Here is an 11,775-nt window from a genome sequence, read left to right on the forward strand (position 1 = left end):
AGCCGCCGCCGGTCAGGGCACCTGAGCCAGGTCGGCCGCCGGCCACGACCAGACGACGTCCACCGCCGACTGCTCCTTCACCGCGGTCCGGCGACGGGACGCCTCGCGCTTGGTCGCGGGCTCGGACGGCCCATTCCAGATCCAGTCCTTCGGCACCAGGTGGAAGGCGAGCGTCGCCTGGCCGCGGGCCTCGTCGACCACGAGGACGAGCGCCGCGCCGCGATCGCGGACACGCCACACCACGACGCCCCGGGGTGTGGTCGTGAGCGCGCCCACCTCGGCGAGGCGTCGTCCATACGGATCCTCCTCGGGGTCGAGCGTGGTCTCCCCGTGGATGAAGTCGCCGCCGTGGACGTGGATGCAGTCGCGTTGGAGGGCGGCGCAGACCTCGCGCAGCCGCTCGAGCGCTGATCGGTCCGTCGCGCTGATCGTGGCGACGGCCAGGGGAAAGATCACGAGCGCACCCCGGTCGATCGCCGGCACACCGAGCAGCGGCCAGAGCGAGGGGTGCGTCGCCGCCTGCCGAGGCGGGAGAGCCGAGATCGTGTCGAGGATCCGGAGACCGTCAGCGAGCAGTTCGAGCCCCGGCGCTTCGGCGATCGGTTCGTTGATCGATTCGGTCATCCGCCCAGGCTACCGAGCCGTCGGCGGTGTTCCGTAGGCTTGAGGGGTGAAGCTCATCGCCACCCTCCGCGACCGCGCGACCATCACCACCGAAGCCGCCGCACCCGATGTCGCGGGTCTGCGCGCGGCCGTCCTCGCCGCCACCCCGCCCGGCCACACGCTCGCCGCGTTGCACGGTGGCGGACGGGTGAACGGCGACCTCGTCGGCACCGCCGTCTACCGGCCTGTCGCCACACGGACGATCGAGGCCGAGGGTCGCGACTACCCGACCGCGCGGAAGGCGCTCGAAGCGCTCGTCCCGGAGGAGCAGGTCGTGCTCTCGGTCCACGCCGTGGACCAGTGAGGGCACCTGCATGAGCGGACACGCGTTCGCCATCGGGTCGATGGTGCGCTTCCAGGAGATCGTCTCGCCGCTCCCGCCGGCCGACACCCAGGCGGCCATGCTGTCGGCACTGCAGGCGGACGGCTTCGCCGTGGCACCCGAGTCGTTCGCGGCCGACGCCTGGAGCATCCGGTACGCCGTCATCGGCGACGACCGCGCATCGAGCCTGAGCTCCTACGCCTTGGAGCTCGTCCCGCTCCTGTCGCTCGTCGGTGTGCGTCGGCCCTATGCCCGCTGCGCGGCGCCCGTCGCGGTCCGGGCGACGGAGCACGGTTCCGTCCTCCACACGACGACGGTCTGGGGGTTCCGCGGCGACGGCGGGACGGTCGGCCTCGTCGCGCAACGGGTCGCCGCCGCCGCCGAGCGGGCTGCGCAGCTGGTGGGCGGGACGCGCAACGCCTCCGTCTCGATGATCGACCGGACCGTCCCGATCGACGGCAAGCGGTTCGAACGGCTCACCGGTTGGAAAAGCCGGGGGCGCTCCTAGGCCGCCGGATCACACCGGATCAAGCTGGATCAGGCAGGATCACACGGACCTGCGCGGCGATCTCCTCCACGATCTCGTCGACCGTCCGGGCCGCGTTCACCGTCGCCGCCATGCTCACGAACATGATCGCGGAGACGACGTGGGCGAGGGTGCCCGCGACCTCGGTGGCGATACCGCCGCGGTCGACGAGGACGTCGGCGATGAGCGCCTCGGTCTGCTGGGTGAGGTCGAGCGCCACGCGGTGGTGCGGTTCCTCGGGGTCGCCGAACACGATCTCCCGGAGGTAGGTGCGGCCGTTGTCGATCTGCTTGCGGTTGCACTCGACGACCGGGCGGATGACGGCGAGGACCCCGTCCGTCATCGTCCCGGCGGCCGCGGCAGCCTCGCGTCCCTCGGCGAGCGCGTCGGCGTACGTCGAGTTCTGCACGAGCAGCAGCAGCTCGCCCTTCGTCTTCGCGTAGAGGAACAGCGTCCCGGTGCCGATGTCCGCGCGGTCGGCGATCTCCTGCGTCGTCACGTCGTCGACGCCGCGCTCGGCGAACAGCTCGCCCGCCGCCGCCGTGATGCGAGCGAGCTTGTCGAGCTTGTTGCGTTCGCGTCGGCCGAGCGTGCGGTCGTCGATGCTCATGGGGGGTTCCTTCGGCATGGGGCGTGGTGGAGGTCCGGCCCCATTCTCCCAGGCGGTGCTGGAGCTCAGCAGCACCGTGAACCGGGCGTTCGGTCCTGCTCCGCGAAGCGCTCCCGCCAGAAGGTGCGCTCGTCGGGGACCGGGGTGTCCGGGTGCACGCGTCGGTGGTGCTCGACATAGGTCGCGTAGGCGGTGTCGCCCATGAGCGAGGTGACGAACCACCGCACCGACGCCCAGCCCCGCCGGACCGCGAGCCCCACGGCTCCCGGTCCGGTCGCCGACCCGGTGCCGGACATCAGTGCCCCGACCGTGCTGGACGCTTGTCGGCGTCCACCGTCGACCACTCGCGCTCGAGAGCCTTCTCCGCTTTCGTCGCGACGATCCCCGCCGGCGCGAAGCGACGCGACGGGAGCGCCGGGTCCTCCGAGCTCGGCCCTCCGCCCGTGCGGAACGACCGCACGGTGTGGAGGATCGCGAAGAAGATGACGATGATCGCGAGGGTCACGAACAGGATCGACAGCACGCCCTGCACGGTGGTGTTCCGCACGACCGCCTCCATCGCCGCCCGCGTCGGCGCGTTCCCGAAGCTGTCCTCGCCGGCGGCGAGCGCCTCGCGGAACGCCGCGTTCTGCGCCCAGTAGCCGACGGCGGGGACGGGCGAGAAGATCTTGAACATCGACGCGGTGATCGTCACGACCGCGGTGAAGGCCAACGGCACGGCGACGATCCACAGCCACCGGAAGTTCCCGCGTTTCGCGACGATCGCCATGCAGACCGCGAGCGCGATCGCGGCGAGCAGCTGGTTCGCGATGCCGAACAACGGGAACAGGGTGTTGATGCCGCCGAGCGGGTCGGTGACGCCCATGATGAGGATCGCTCCCCACGCCGCGACCATCACGGCCGTGCAGATCCAGGCGCCGAGTCGCCAGTCGGGGTCGCGGAACTTCGGGATGATGTTGCCGAAGGTGTCCTGGAGCATGAAGCGGGCCACACGCGTGCCGGCGTCGACGGCGGTGAGGATGAAGAGGGCCTCGAACATGATCGCGAAGTGGTACCAGAACGACATGAGTGCGGTGCCGCCGATGAGCTGCTGCATGATGTGCGCGAGGCCGAGGGCGAGCGTCGGTGCACCGCCGGTGCGGGACACGATCGACTCCTCCCCCACGTTCGCTGCGGTCTGCGTGAGCACGTCGGGGGTGAGGTTCACCCCGGCGAGCCCGAGCGAGTTCACGAAGGCGACCGCGCCCTCGACGGTGCCACCGGTCGCCGCCGCGGAGGAGTTCATCGCGAAGTAGATGCCGCGGTCGATGGACAGGGCGGCGACGAGGGCCATGATCGCGACGAACGACTCCATGAGCATGCCGCCGTAGCCGATGAACCGGGTCTGGCGTTCCTTCTCGACGAGCTTCGGCGTGGTGCCGGACGCGATGAGCGCGTGGAAGCCGGAGAGGGCGCCGCACGCGATCGTGACGAAGAGGAACGGGAAGAGCGAGCCGCTGACCACCGGGCCGGCGTCACCACCGGCGAACTCGCTGAACGCGGGCACCGTGATCTCCGGCCGCACGAGGACGATCGCCCCGGCGAGCATCACGATCGTGCCGATCTTCATGAACGTGGAGAGGTAGTCGCGCGGTGCGAGCAGCAGCCACACCGGCAGGATCGCGGCGACGAAGCCGTAGACGATGATGCCGACGGCGATGACCGTGCGGTCGAGGGTGAACGCCGCGGCGCCCCACTCGGTCTCCGCGACCCAGCCGCCCGCGACGATCGCGAACATGAGGAGGACGAAGCCGATGATGGAGATCTCGGTGATCTTGCCCGGCCGGATGAACCGCAGGTACACACCCATGAACAGCGCGATCGGGATCGTCATCGACACGCTGAAGACGCCCCAGGGGCTCTCGCCGAGGGCGTTGACGACGACGAGGGCGAGGATCGCGACGATGATGACCATGATCGCGAGCGTCGCGATGATCGCGGCCGTCCCACCGATCACGCCGAGCTCGTCGCGCGCCATCTGGCCGAGGGAGCGGCCGCCGCGGCGCATCGAGAAGAAGAGGACGAGGTAGTCCTGCACGGCTCCGGCGAGGATCACGCCGATGATGATCCAGATGGTGCCGGGCAGGTAACCCATCTGCGCGGCGAGCACGGGGCCGACGAGGGGGCCGGCACCGGCGATCGCGGCGAAGTGGTGCCCGTAGAGGACGCGGCGGTCGGTGGGGACGAAGTCCTTGCCGTTGGCGAGGTACTCGGCCGGCGTCGCCCGCCGGTCGTCGGGGCGGAGCAGTTTCCGTTCGATGAGCTTCGAGTAGAAGCGGTAGGCGATGAGGTAGGTGCAGACCGCCGCGAAGACGAACCAGATCGCGTTGACCGTCTCGCCGCGGACGAGTGCCAGCATCGTCCACGCGAACCCGCCGAGGAGGGCGATGGCGACCCAGAGGACCACCTTGGCGGGGGTCCAGCGCGGGGCGTGCTCGGCCTCGTCGACCGCGGTGGGTGGGAGCTCCGGATCCTGGACGAGGACGGGTTCCGCCTCACCCCCACCGGCGGGCTGCTGTGCTCCGCGCCGGTTCGATCCTGCGCGTGCTCGGTCCTGTCGTCCGGCGTCGTTGCCCATGACGATTCCTCCCTCAACGGTGGTGTTCGTGCGTCGAGGGTAACAGCGACCCGCCGGTGGGCGCTCGACCGGATCCGGCCTCACCGGGCTGGAACGGGACTCGCGCGATCAAGCACTTGCAGGGTTGGTTCCGGGGTGGTTTCCAGCCGCCGGACGCCTTGCGCCCAGGGTTCGGCGCAAGACTGATCCGGTCTTTGCTGTTCCGATCGACCACCCGCCCCTTGACCACCGGATCCCCATGACCCTGACGTTCCCCGTTCCGTCGTCCGACGACAGCGTGCAACGACGTGGGTTGCGCGAGGCGCTCTCCGATGCCGTGGTGCAGGACTTCATCGACGACCTCCCGGTCCCGACCCGGCCGTCCGACCTCGCGACCCGGCTGCTGTACCCGCGCTGGCAGGTGTACTCGGACATCCACGAGGGCAAGCTCATCGCCGAGCGGGTGCGGCGCAACACCCGCCTGTTGAAGGTCGACGTGGAGCGCAACCGTGCATGGATCGCGCACGGACTCGCCACCCGACGGGCGCGGGCCGGCTCCGGCGTCGACACACCCGAGCAGGAGACGCCCGTCTCCGTCGTCATCGTGGATCCAGAGGCCTTGGCGCAGCTGCACGCGATCACGGCGAGTGGTCTGAGCATCCGCGAGGCGGTCGAGCACGCGCTGCGGTCGATGAGCACCCCACCGGAGGCCGAGGACGGGCGGCGGGTCACCCCGCCGGTTGCGGAGATGCTCCCCGACCTCGACGCCCGCCGTCGGCAGGCACGGGTGGGCTGACGCCGCGCCGAGCCTCAGCCGAGCGCGCCGCGCGTCAGATGGACGAGCGCATCGCCCGCTCGAACTGCTCGACGAACTGCGCGCCGGGGTCGGACCAGTCGGCGGCCGTGATCGACGCCGAGATCCGCTTGGCGTGCTCGATCGCGTCGGGCCGCTCGACGATGTCGACGAGTCGCCTGGCGATCGCAGCGGGCGACAGCGGCACGTATTCGATGTGCTGACTGTCGAGGACGCCGGTCGTGTTCGGGCTGTCGTTGACGACGGGCACCACCCCGGAGGACATGATCTCCAGCGGGAGCAGCGACATGTCGGTGAGCGACAGCACGAGGCCTGCGGCGCAGCGGTTGTACACGGCGTTCAGCTCGGAGATGTCCATGGCCGAGCGGTTCACGAACGGGAACCCCGTCTCGTAGCCCGACATGTCCCAGCCGACGAGGTTGATCGTGATGTCCGGGCGCAGCCGGTGGAACTCGGTCAGCGCGAGCTCGCCGATCTCCCAGCCGCGCCGAGGCGTCGGCGGACGGGCGTAGAAGAGGATCTCGGTGCGGGGTGCGTCGTTCACGTGCGAGTAGTGCTGCTTGTCGACCGAGTAGTCGAAGTGGTCGCAGCTCATGCCGTACTCGTCGGCGACCTTCCTGGCCAACCACGGTCCGGCCGAGAACCCGTGGAACCCGAAGCGGTAGGTGTTCTCAGCGAGGACGTACTCACTGCTGGCCGGGTAGAACCACGGTTCGAAGTCCTGCACGAAGGAGAACCGCTTCGCCGGCCCCTGGTAGCGGAACGCGGGGTACGCCGTCTGCCAGTCGGAGGACACGACGACGTCGGCCCCCGGCGCGATGCCGGTGACGGGGTCGTACCGGACGATGTCGGCCTGCAGCTCCGGGTAGGCGCTGCTCGCCGCCATCATCGCGCGGATCCCGGCGATGTCGACGGCGGGCTGCGCGGACGCCTGGTACAGGTAGATCGTGAGGCGGTGACCGGCGCGTTCGAGGAACTCCATGAAGCGGAACGCGTTCTGATGCCCGCCGGAGGTGCGGCTCGGCGGTGAGATCAACCACGCCACGTCGTAGGGGCGCCGGGGGAACTCGGCGACGTTGAAGTGCCGCGGCACCGTCCAGTCGGCGGCGATCGCGTCGCTCGGGTAGAGGTCGGTCGGCTTCCGACGCATCGGGTTGAATCGTCCGTCGGCGAAGTGCGCGGCACGCCAGAGCGTCGACCGGACACCCTCGCCACGGATGGCGCGGAGCCCCTGCTCGATCATGCCCATATGGAATCCTGTCCCGTCGATGCCGTCGTCGCCGCCGTGAGGTCGGGTGTCGCCCCGAACGCGCGGACCGCGGCGACGACCCGGTCCACCTCGGCATCGGTCATCGCCGGCCACAGCGGCAGCCGGACGAGGCGTTCGGCGAACCGGACCGCGTGCTGCGGTTCCGACACCACCCGACCGTATCGCCGACCGGCCGCACTCGAATGGAGCGGCACGTAGTGGAAGGCGGCACCGATGCCGTGCGCCTGCAGGTGGCGGAGGAACTCCTGTTGCACCTCGGCGTCCGGGAGCAGCAGGAAGAAGAGGTGTGCGGCGTGCACGCCGCCGGGCGGGTCCATGAGCGTCGCGCCACGATCGTGCGCCCACTCGGCGAGCTCGGCCGCGTACCGGTCCCAGATCCGGTGCCGGTGCGCCTGGATGACGTCGAAGTCGCGGAGTTGGGTGTCGAGCACCGCGGCGTTCAGTTCGCTCGGCAGGTAGCTGGAGCCGAGGTCCGCCCAGCTGTACTTGTCGACCTGACCTCGGAGGAACTGGGCGCGGTCGGTTCCCTTCTCGCGCATGATCTCGGCGCGGAGCAGCACGGACTCGTCGTTGATGAGCAACGCACCGCCCTCGCCGCAGTGCACGTTCTTCGTGTCGTGGAAGCTCTGCGCGGCCATCGTCCCGACCGTGCCGAGCCGGACACCAGCGCCGCTGACGCCGAGGCCGTGCGCGTTGTCCTCGAGCAGGTGCAGTCCGTGTTCGGCGGCGAGACCGAGGAAGGCCGGTACATCCACGGGGACGCCGCCGTAGTGCATGACCGAGATCGCCCGCGTGCGGGGTCCGATGGCGTCGGCGACGTGCTGCGGGTCGAGGTTGCCCGTCGTCGGGTCACTGTCGACGAAGACCGGCGTCGCCCCGGCGAGGACGACCGCGTTCGCCGCCGAGGGGAACGTGAAGCTCGGGAGGATCACCTCGTCACCCGGCCCGACGCCGATCAGCCGGGTCATCATCTCGAGCGCGTGGGTCCCCGAGGTGGTGAGGAGGACGTGCTGGGCGCCCGTGAGGTGCCGGAGTCGGTCGGAGGCCGATGCCGTGAACCGGCCGTCGCCGTGGACGTGGTCCGAGGCGAGCACCTGCTCGAGCTGTTCGAGTTCACCGGCGGCACGGTAGGGCTTCGACAGCGGGATGCGCGGCGAGATCCCGACCTCCGCCATCATCGGCCACCCAGCAGCAGCGCGACGATGAAGACCGCTGCGACGATCACGACCGCGACGATGACGATGGTGGCGATGATCCCGATGCCGACCGTCGGTGAGTCCTCGACGGTCGCGCGACGCTCACCGTCCCGTCGTCTTGCGCTCACGTGTCGTTCCTCATGCTGATCCCCCCGGATGTCGATCGGGCGGTTCGCACCGACCCACCGGGCACGTTGGAGCCCGCCCGGGTGCTCCAGTATCGGTCGCGCGTCGATCGGCCCACATCCTGCTGCGGGCTACTCCACCCCCGCCACCTGGCGGGTTCCGAAGCCGGACCGTCACCGCTCCATCCCGTGGGCTCGTAGGGTGAGAGTCGAGCTGAGGAGACCCCGTGATCAGAGTGGCCGTCGTCGACGACGAGGCGTTGGTGCGATCCGGGTTCGAACTCATCCTCGGCGCGGTCGAGGACATCGAGGTCGTCGCCTCGGTCGACGGGGTCGCGGCCGTCGACGCCATCCGCGCGAGTGGTCCCGACGTCGTCCTCCTCGACGTCCGGATGCCCGGCCGGAACGGGCTCGACATCCTCGACGAACTGCAGACCTGGGACGACCCGCCCGTCGTCGCGATCCTGACCACCTTCGACTCCGATGACTACATCGCGCGCGCCCTCCGCAGTGGCGCCGCGGGGTTCCTCGTGAAGGACACCGACCCGGAGCAGCTCCCCATGCTGCTCCGCTCGCTGTCGGCAGGCGGCATCGTGCTCTCGCCGCAGGTGTCCCGGACCCTCGTCGGCGGCTTCGCCAGGGGCGCCGACCGCGAGGCGGCCAGGCGACTGTCCGGCTTGACCGGCCGCGAGCAGGACGTGCTGGCGGCGCTGCGGACGGGCGCGTCGAATACGGAGATCGGCGAGGCGCTGCATCTCAGCCGGGCGACGGTGAAGGACCACGTGAGTGCGATCCTCGGCAAGCTCGACGTCACCACCCGGCTCGAGGCGGCGATCATCGCGGAGCGCGCCGGTGTCCGCGTCGACGAGACGGATCACGCATGACCCGCCGATCCCGGCTCTGGTCGGTCCTCATCGAACTCGCCATCATCGCGGCGGCCGTCGTCGAGAGCCTCGCGACGCTCGAATGGGCGTCGCCCTGGGAGTCGGGGCTGGCGATCGCAGCGGCGGTCGGACTGATCTTCCGGCGACGGTGGCCGTGGATCGCGCTCCTCTTCGCCGTGCCGGCGTTCACCCTCAACCTCGCGACCCTCGCCGGCCTCGCCTCGCTGTTCTCCGTCGCGGTCCGGGAGCGCCGACGCTGGCGGCTCGTCGCGACGGGCATCGTCGTCTTCGTCCTCGCGGCCGTGCCGTGGTGGGGGTGGAACTCCGCCAACTACACGATCCTGTCCATCGTCTACGCCGGCCTGTACGCGGCGGCGCCGATCGCTTTGGGCCTGCTCGTGCGCACCAGACGGGAGCTGTTCGACCGGATCCGCGATCTCGAGCAGGTCCGCCGGACCGAGCGCGCGCGCATCGCCTCCGACGTCCTCGTCGAGGAGCGCACGCGCATCGCGAGGGAGATGCACGACGTGGTCTCCCACCAGGTCAGCCTCATCGCCGTCCAGGCTGGGGCGATCCAGGTGCAGACCGAGGAGCCGGGGACGAAGCGGATGGCGGTCACGATCCGTTCGCTCGCCTCGCGCACCCTCGACGAGCTCCGCGACATGGTCACCCTGCTCCGCGCGGAGACGGGGCATGCACCGTTGGCGCCGCAACCGACGGTCGAGGACCTCAGCCGGCTGATCGCCGACAGTGGGATCGACGTCACCACGGGGATCGAGCTGCCGGACGGGCTTCCGGCGCCGCTGCAGCGGGCGATCTACCGGACGGTGCAGGAGGGCCTCACGAACGCCCGCAAGCATGCCCCGGGAGCGCCCGTCGAGCTCCGGGCCAGTGCCTCACCCGACGAGGTCACCGTCGTCATCCGGAACGCTCGTCCGGCGCGGTCGGCGGGGACCACGTGGTCGTCGGCGGGCCACGGGCTCGTCGGCCTCACCGAGCGGGCGGAACTCCTCAACGGGACGCTCCTCACCGAGGACGCGCCCACCTCCTTCACGCTGACGTTCCGCGCTCCGTACTAGCGGGTGCTCGAGCGGTCGTCGGTGGAGAGCACCGACATCAGGATCGAGTCGACCCATTCGCCGTCCCAGCGGAGGGTGTGGCGCTGACGCCCCTCGACGACGAACCCAGCCTTGACGTAGGACCGCTCCGCGCGCGGATTGAACGAGTACACGTCGAGGACCACCCGGTGCAGCCCGAGGACGTCGAACGCGTGGTCGAGCACCGCCGTCGTCGCCTCCGTCCCGAAGCCCTGCCCGGTCCGGCCGGGAGCCAGCGCGATCCGGAAGTTCATCGAGGCGTTGTCCTCGTCGAGCTCGTTGAGCACCACTTCACCGAGGTACTCGCCCGAATCGATCGCTGTGATAGCCCAGTCGGCCCGGTCGTCCCGCGCGCCGACGGTCGCAAGGTGCCGCTCGATCGCCTCGCGCGGGATGGGTTCAGGCGTCCCGGTGAGACGCAGGGTCTCCGGGTCGGCCAGGCCGCGAAGGGTCGGCTCGAGGTGGACCGGGGCGAGCGGGACCAACCGGAGCCTCGGGGTCGTGAGGGTGTCGAGCTTCGCGAGCTTCGAGGTGTCCACCGTCGGAACGGTCATGCCTGCGACTCCTCGTCGCGCTCGTCGCCGAACAGCGGCCGCTGGAACCGGCGCTCGAACCGCAGGATGCAGCCGGTGCCCCGCACGAGCTCGTAGGCCTCGATGCACTCGGGGTCCGTCTCGGCCGCGATGCGGTACTGCTCGTACGCGGCGAGCGACGGGAAGGTGAACAGCGCGAACGCCTCGTCGTTGTCGCCCTCCGCGGGGAGGAAGTAGCCGTGGTGATCACCACCGAGCCGGTTGACGAGACGGATCCAACGCCGCCCATACTCGGTGAAGGTGTCGAGCTGCTCAGGGTCGATCCGGTAGCGCAGGTGGATGGTGATCATGGATCCCAGTCTGGCGGTTCCCCGACGACCGTCGTCATACGGGGCTTCCTGGACCGCCCGACACCTACGCTGGAACGGTCCCCAGCACGCCACGGAAGGTGATCGAGATGAGTTCCGAGTACGACGACGCGGCCGCGAACGGGCTCGCCCGCGCCCTGCGTGTGCCGGCCTCCTCGGACCGGCTCCAAGCCGCGCTCGCAGCCGGCACCACGCCGAAGCCTGCCTACATCGAGGTGCTCGTCGACCGGTGCGCCGTCGAACCCGACTTCTTCGTGCGCGACATGCTCACCTGGGCCCTCGTGCGGCACGACCCCGAGGTGACCGTGCCCCGCCTCGTCGAAGAACTCGGCTCGGTGTTCCCACAGGCCCGCAGCCAGGCGCTCCACACCCTGTCGAAGACCGGCGACCCGCGCACCTGGTCGGCGATCACCCTCGCACTCCTGGAGGACGACGAGGATCAGGTCGCCCGAGCCGCATGGCGCACCGCCGCAGGTGTCGTCCCCGAGCGCGAGGCGCCGGCGCTCGCCGAGTTGCTTGCGCGGCAGTTCGGACGCGGCGACCGTGACGTGCGACTCAGCCTGACCCGTGCGTTCCTCTCCATCGGCGAGCTCGCGGTGGACGCCGTCGAACAGGTGACGGATGCCGAGCAGTCCGAGCGCGAGGCACGGGTGCACGCCCGCGCGACCGCCCGGATGCTGCGCGACCCGGAACTCGACTTCGACGAGGCGATCCAGGAAGCCCAGCACGCCCTCCGCCAAGGACGCTGACGGCGCGGATCCGCCGCGCCGA

At 70.3% G+C, this 11,775-nt stretch carries 15 protein-coding genes; 6 read left to right on the plus strand and 9 right to left on the minus strand.

The window, feature by feature from the left end:
• Window positions 1–12: 12 nt before the first annotated feature.
• Window positions 13–624 carry a hypothetical protein gene (locus tag ASE44_RS11060; protein WP_056779737.1) on the minus strand — a complete coding sequence of 204 codons (612 nt, stop codon included), beginning with the start codon at window positions 622–624 and terminating at the stop codon, window positions 13–15.
• Between the two features lie 46 nt (window positions 625–670).
• Between ASE44_RS11060 and ASE44_RS11065 the strand changes: the two genes are divergently transcribed.
• Together ASE44_RS11065 and ASE44_RS11070 are read left to right on the plus strand one after the other, a co-directional pair.
• On the plus strand, window positions 671–967 hold the full coding sequence (locus ASE44_RS11065) for a hypothetical protein (RefSeq protein WP_056009472.1): 297 nt from the start codon (window positions 671–673) through the stop codon (window positions 965–967).
• Window positions 968–977: 10 nt separating this feature from the next.
• The gene (locus ASE44_RS11070; protein WP_056779741.1) at window positions 978–1,493 is read left to right on the plus strand and encodes a hypothetical protein; all 516 of its coding nucleotides are present in this window, start codon (window positions 978–980) and stop codon (window positions 1,491–1,493) included.
• A gap of 19 nt (window positions 1,494–1,512) precedes the next feature.
• On the opposite strand, the gene ASE44_RS11075 is transcribed toward ASE44_RS11070, so the two are convergent.
• The 3 genes from ASE44_RS11075 to ASE44_RS11085 all read right to left on the minus strand — a co-directional run bounded on the left by ASE44_RS11075 (window position 1,513) and on the right by ASE44_RS11085 (window position 4,738).
• Window positions 1,513–2,121 (minus strand): TetR/AcrR family transcriptional regulator, encoded by a 609-nt coding sequence (locus ASE44_RS11075; RefSeq protein ID WP_056009476.1) that lies wholly within the window; start codon window positions 2,119–2,121, stop codon window positions 1,513–1,515.
• Window positions 2,122–2,186: 65 nt separating this feature from the next.
• Window positions 2,187–2,417 (minus strand): YbdD/YjiX family protein, encoded by a 231-nt coding sequence (locus ASE44_RS11080; protein ID WP_056009478.1) that lies wholly within the window; start codon window positions 2,415–2,417, stop codon window positions 2,187–2,189.
• Window positions 2,417–4,738 (minus strand): carbon starvation CstA family protein, encoded by a 2,322-nt coding sequence (locus ASE44_RS11085; protein WP_082455968.1) that lies wholly within the window; start codon window positions 4,736–4,738, stop codon window positions 2,417–2,419. Before ASE44_RS11085 ends, ASE44_RS11080 begins: the two co-directional genes overlap by 1 nt.
• A 238-nt stretch (window positions 4,739–4,976) precedes the next feature.
• Between ASE44_RS11085 and ASE44_RS11090 the strand changes: the two genes are divergently transcribed.
• Window positions 4,977–5,513 (plus strand): hypothetical protein, encoded by a 537-nt coding sequence (locus ASE44_RS11090; RefSeq protein ID WP_056779743.1) that lies wholly within the window; start codon window positions 4,977–4,979, stop codon window positions 5,511–5,513.
• A gap of 34 nt (window positions 5,514–5,547) precedes the next feature.
• Here ASE44_RS11090 and ASE44_RS11095 read toward each other — a convergent pair whose 3' ends face one another.
• From ASE44_RS11095 to ASE44_RS18545, 3 genes are read right to left on the minus strand one after another with little or no spacing between them, the layout of a single operon-like run.
• Entirely contained in the window at window positions 5,548–6,774 is a 1,227-nt protein-coding gene (locus tag ASE44_RS11095) for a glycosyltransferase family 1 protein (RefSeq protein WP_157579897.1), read from the minus strand.
• Window positions 6,771–7,976 carry a dTDP-4-amino-4,6-dideoxygalactose transaminase gene (rffA, locus tag ASE44_RS11100; RefSeq protein ID WP_157579899.1) on the minus strand — a complete coding sequence of 402 codons (1,206 nt, stop codon included), beginning with the start codon at window positions 7,974–7,976 and terminating at the stop codon, window positions 6,771–6,773. Before rffA ends, ASE44_RS11095 begins: the two co-directional genes overlap by 4 nt.
• The gene (locus ASE44_RS18545; protein WP_157579901.1) at window positions 7,976–8,125 is read right to left on the minus strand and encodes a hypothetical protein; all 150 of its coding nucleotides are present in this window, start codon (window positions 8,123–8,125) and stop codon (window positions 7,976–7,978) included. Before ASE44_RS18545 ends, rffA begins: the two co-directional genes overlap by 1 nt.
• A gap of 224 nt (window positions 8,126–8,349) precedes the next feature.
• Between ASE44_RS18545 and ASE44_RS11105 the strand changes: the two genes are divergently transcribed.
• Window positions 8,350–9,006, plus strand: a complete 657-nt coding sequence (locus ASE44_RS11105; RefSeq protein ID WP_056779749.1) for a response regulator transcription factor — start codon at window positions 8,350–8,352, stop codon at window positions 9,004–9,006.
• Window positions 9,003–10,085, plus strand: coding sequence for a sensor histidine kinase (locus tag ASE44_RS11110; protein ID WP_056009488.1), 1,083 nt, complete (start codon window positions 9,003–9,005; stop codon window positions 10,083–10,085). The genes ASE44_RS11105 and ASE44_RS11110 overlap by 4 nt, the downstream gene beginning before the upstream one ends.
• Here ASE44_RS11110 and ASE44_RS11115 read toward each other — a convergent pair.
• Window positions 10,082–10,657, minus strand: a complete 576-nt coding sequence (locus ASE44_RS11115; protein WP_056009490.1) for a GNAT family N-acetyltransferase — start codon at window positions 10,655–10,657, stop codon at window positions 10,082–10,084. The two genes, ASE44_RS11110 and ASE44_RS11115, sit on opposite strands and share 4 nt — an antisense overlap.
• A complete protein-coding gene (locus ASE44_RS11120; protein WP_056009492.1) occupies window positions 10,654–10,986 on the minus strand; it encodes an NIPSNAP family protein in 333 nt (110 codons plus the stop codon). The genes ASE44_RS11115 and ASE44_RS11120 overlap by 4 nt, the downstream gene beginning before the upstream one ends.
• 107 nt (window positions 10,987–11,093) lie before the next feature.
• Here ASE44_RS11120 and ASE44_RS11125 point away from each other — a divergent pair, with 107 nt between their 5' ends.
• Window positions 11,094–11,753 carry a HEAT repeat domain-containing protein gene (locus ASE44_RS11125; RefSeq protein WP_056011671.1) on the plus strand — a complete coding sequence of 220 codons (660 nt, stop codon included), beginning with the start codon at window positions 11,094–11,096 and terminating at the stop codon, window positions 11,751–11,753.
• Window positions 11,754–11,775 lie beyond the last annotated feature (22 nt).

This window comes from Plantibacter sp. Leaf1 (assembly GCF_001421315.1).
Classification (GTDB): Bacteria; Actinomycetota; Actinomycetes; order Actinomycetales; family Microbacteriaceae; genus Plantibacter.

Bases quoted from the DNA above. Each gene is read 5' to 3' on its own strand.
- ASE44_RS11060 (WP_056779737.1), bottom strand. From the start codon at position 624: ATGACCGAATCGATCAACGAACCGATCGCCGAAGCGCCGGGGCTCGAA.
- ASE44_RS11070 (WP_056779741.1), top strand. From the start codon at position 978: ATGAGCGGACACGCGTTCGCCATCGGGTCGATGGTGCGCTTCCAGGAG.
- ASE44_RS11075 (WP_056009476.1), bottom strand. From the start codon at position 2,121: ATGAGCATCGACGACCGCACGCTCGGCCGACGCGAACGCAACAAGCTC.
- ASE44_RS11080 (WP_056009478.1), bottom strand. From the start codon at position 2,417: ATGTCCGGCACCGGGTCGGCGACCGGACCGGGAGCCGTGGGGCTCGCG.
- ASE44_RS11085 (WP_082455968.1), bottom strand. From the start codon at position 4,738: ATGGGCAACGACGCCGGACGACAGGACCGAGCACGCGCAGGATCGAAC.
- ASE44_RS11090 (WP_056779743.1), top strand. From the start codon at position 4,977: ATGACCCTGACGTTCCCCGTTCCGTCGTCCGACGACAGCGTGCAACGA.
- ASE44_RS11095 (WP_157579897.1), bottom strand. From the start codon at position 6,774: ATGATCGAGCAGGGGCTCCGCGCCATCCGTGGCGAGGGTGTCCGGTCG.
- rffA (WP_157579899.1), bottom strand. From the start codon at position 7,976: ATGGCGGAGGTCGGGATCTCGCCGCGCATCCCGCTGTCGAAGCCCTAC.
- ASE44_RS11110 (WP_056009488.1), top strand. From the start codon at position 9,003: ATGACCCGCCGATCCCGGCTCTGGTCGGTCCTCATCGAACTCGCCATC.
- ASE44_RS11115 (WP_056009490.1), bottom strand. From the start codon at position 10,657: ATGACCGTTCCGACGGTGGACACCTCGAAGCTCGCGAAGCTCGACACC.
- ASE44_RS11120 (WP_056009492.1), bottom strand. From the start codon at position 10,986: ATGATCACCATCCACCTGCGCTACCGGATCGACCCTGAGCAGCTCGAC.
- ASE44_RS11125 (WP_056011671.1), top strand. From the start codon at position 11,094: ATGAGTTCCGAGTACGACGACGCGGCCGCGAACGGGCTCGCCCGCGCC.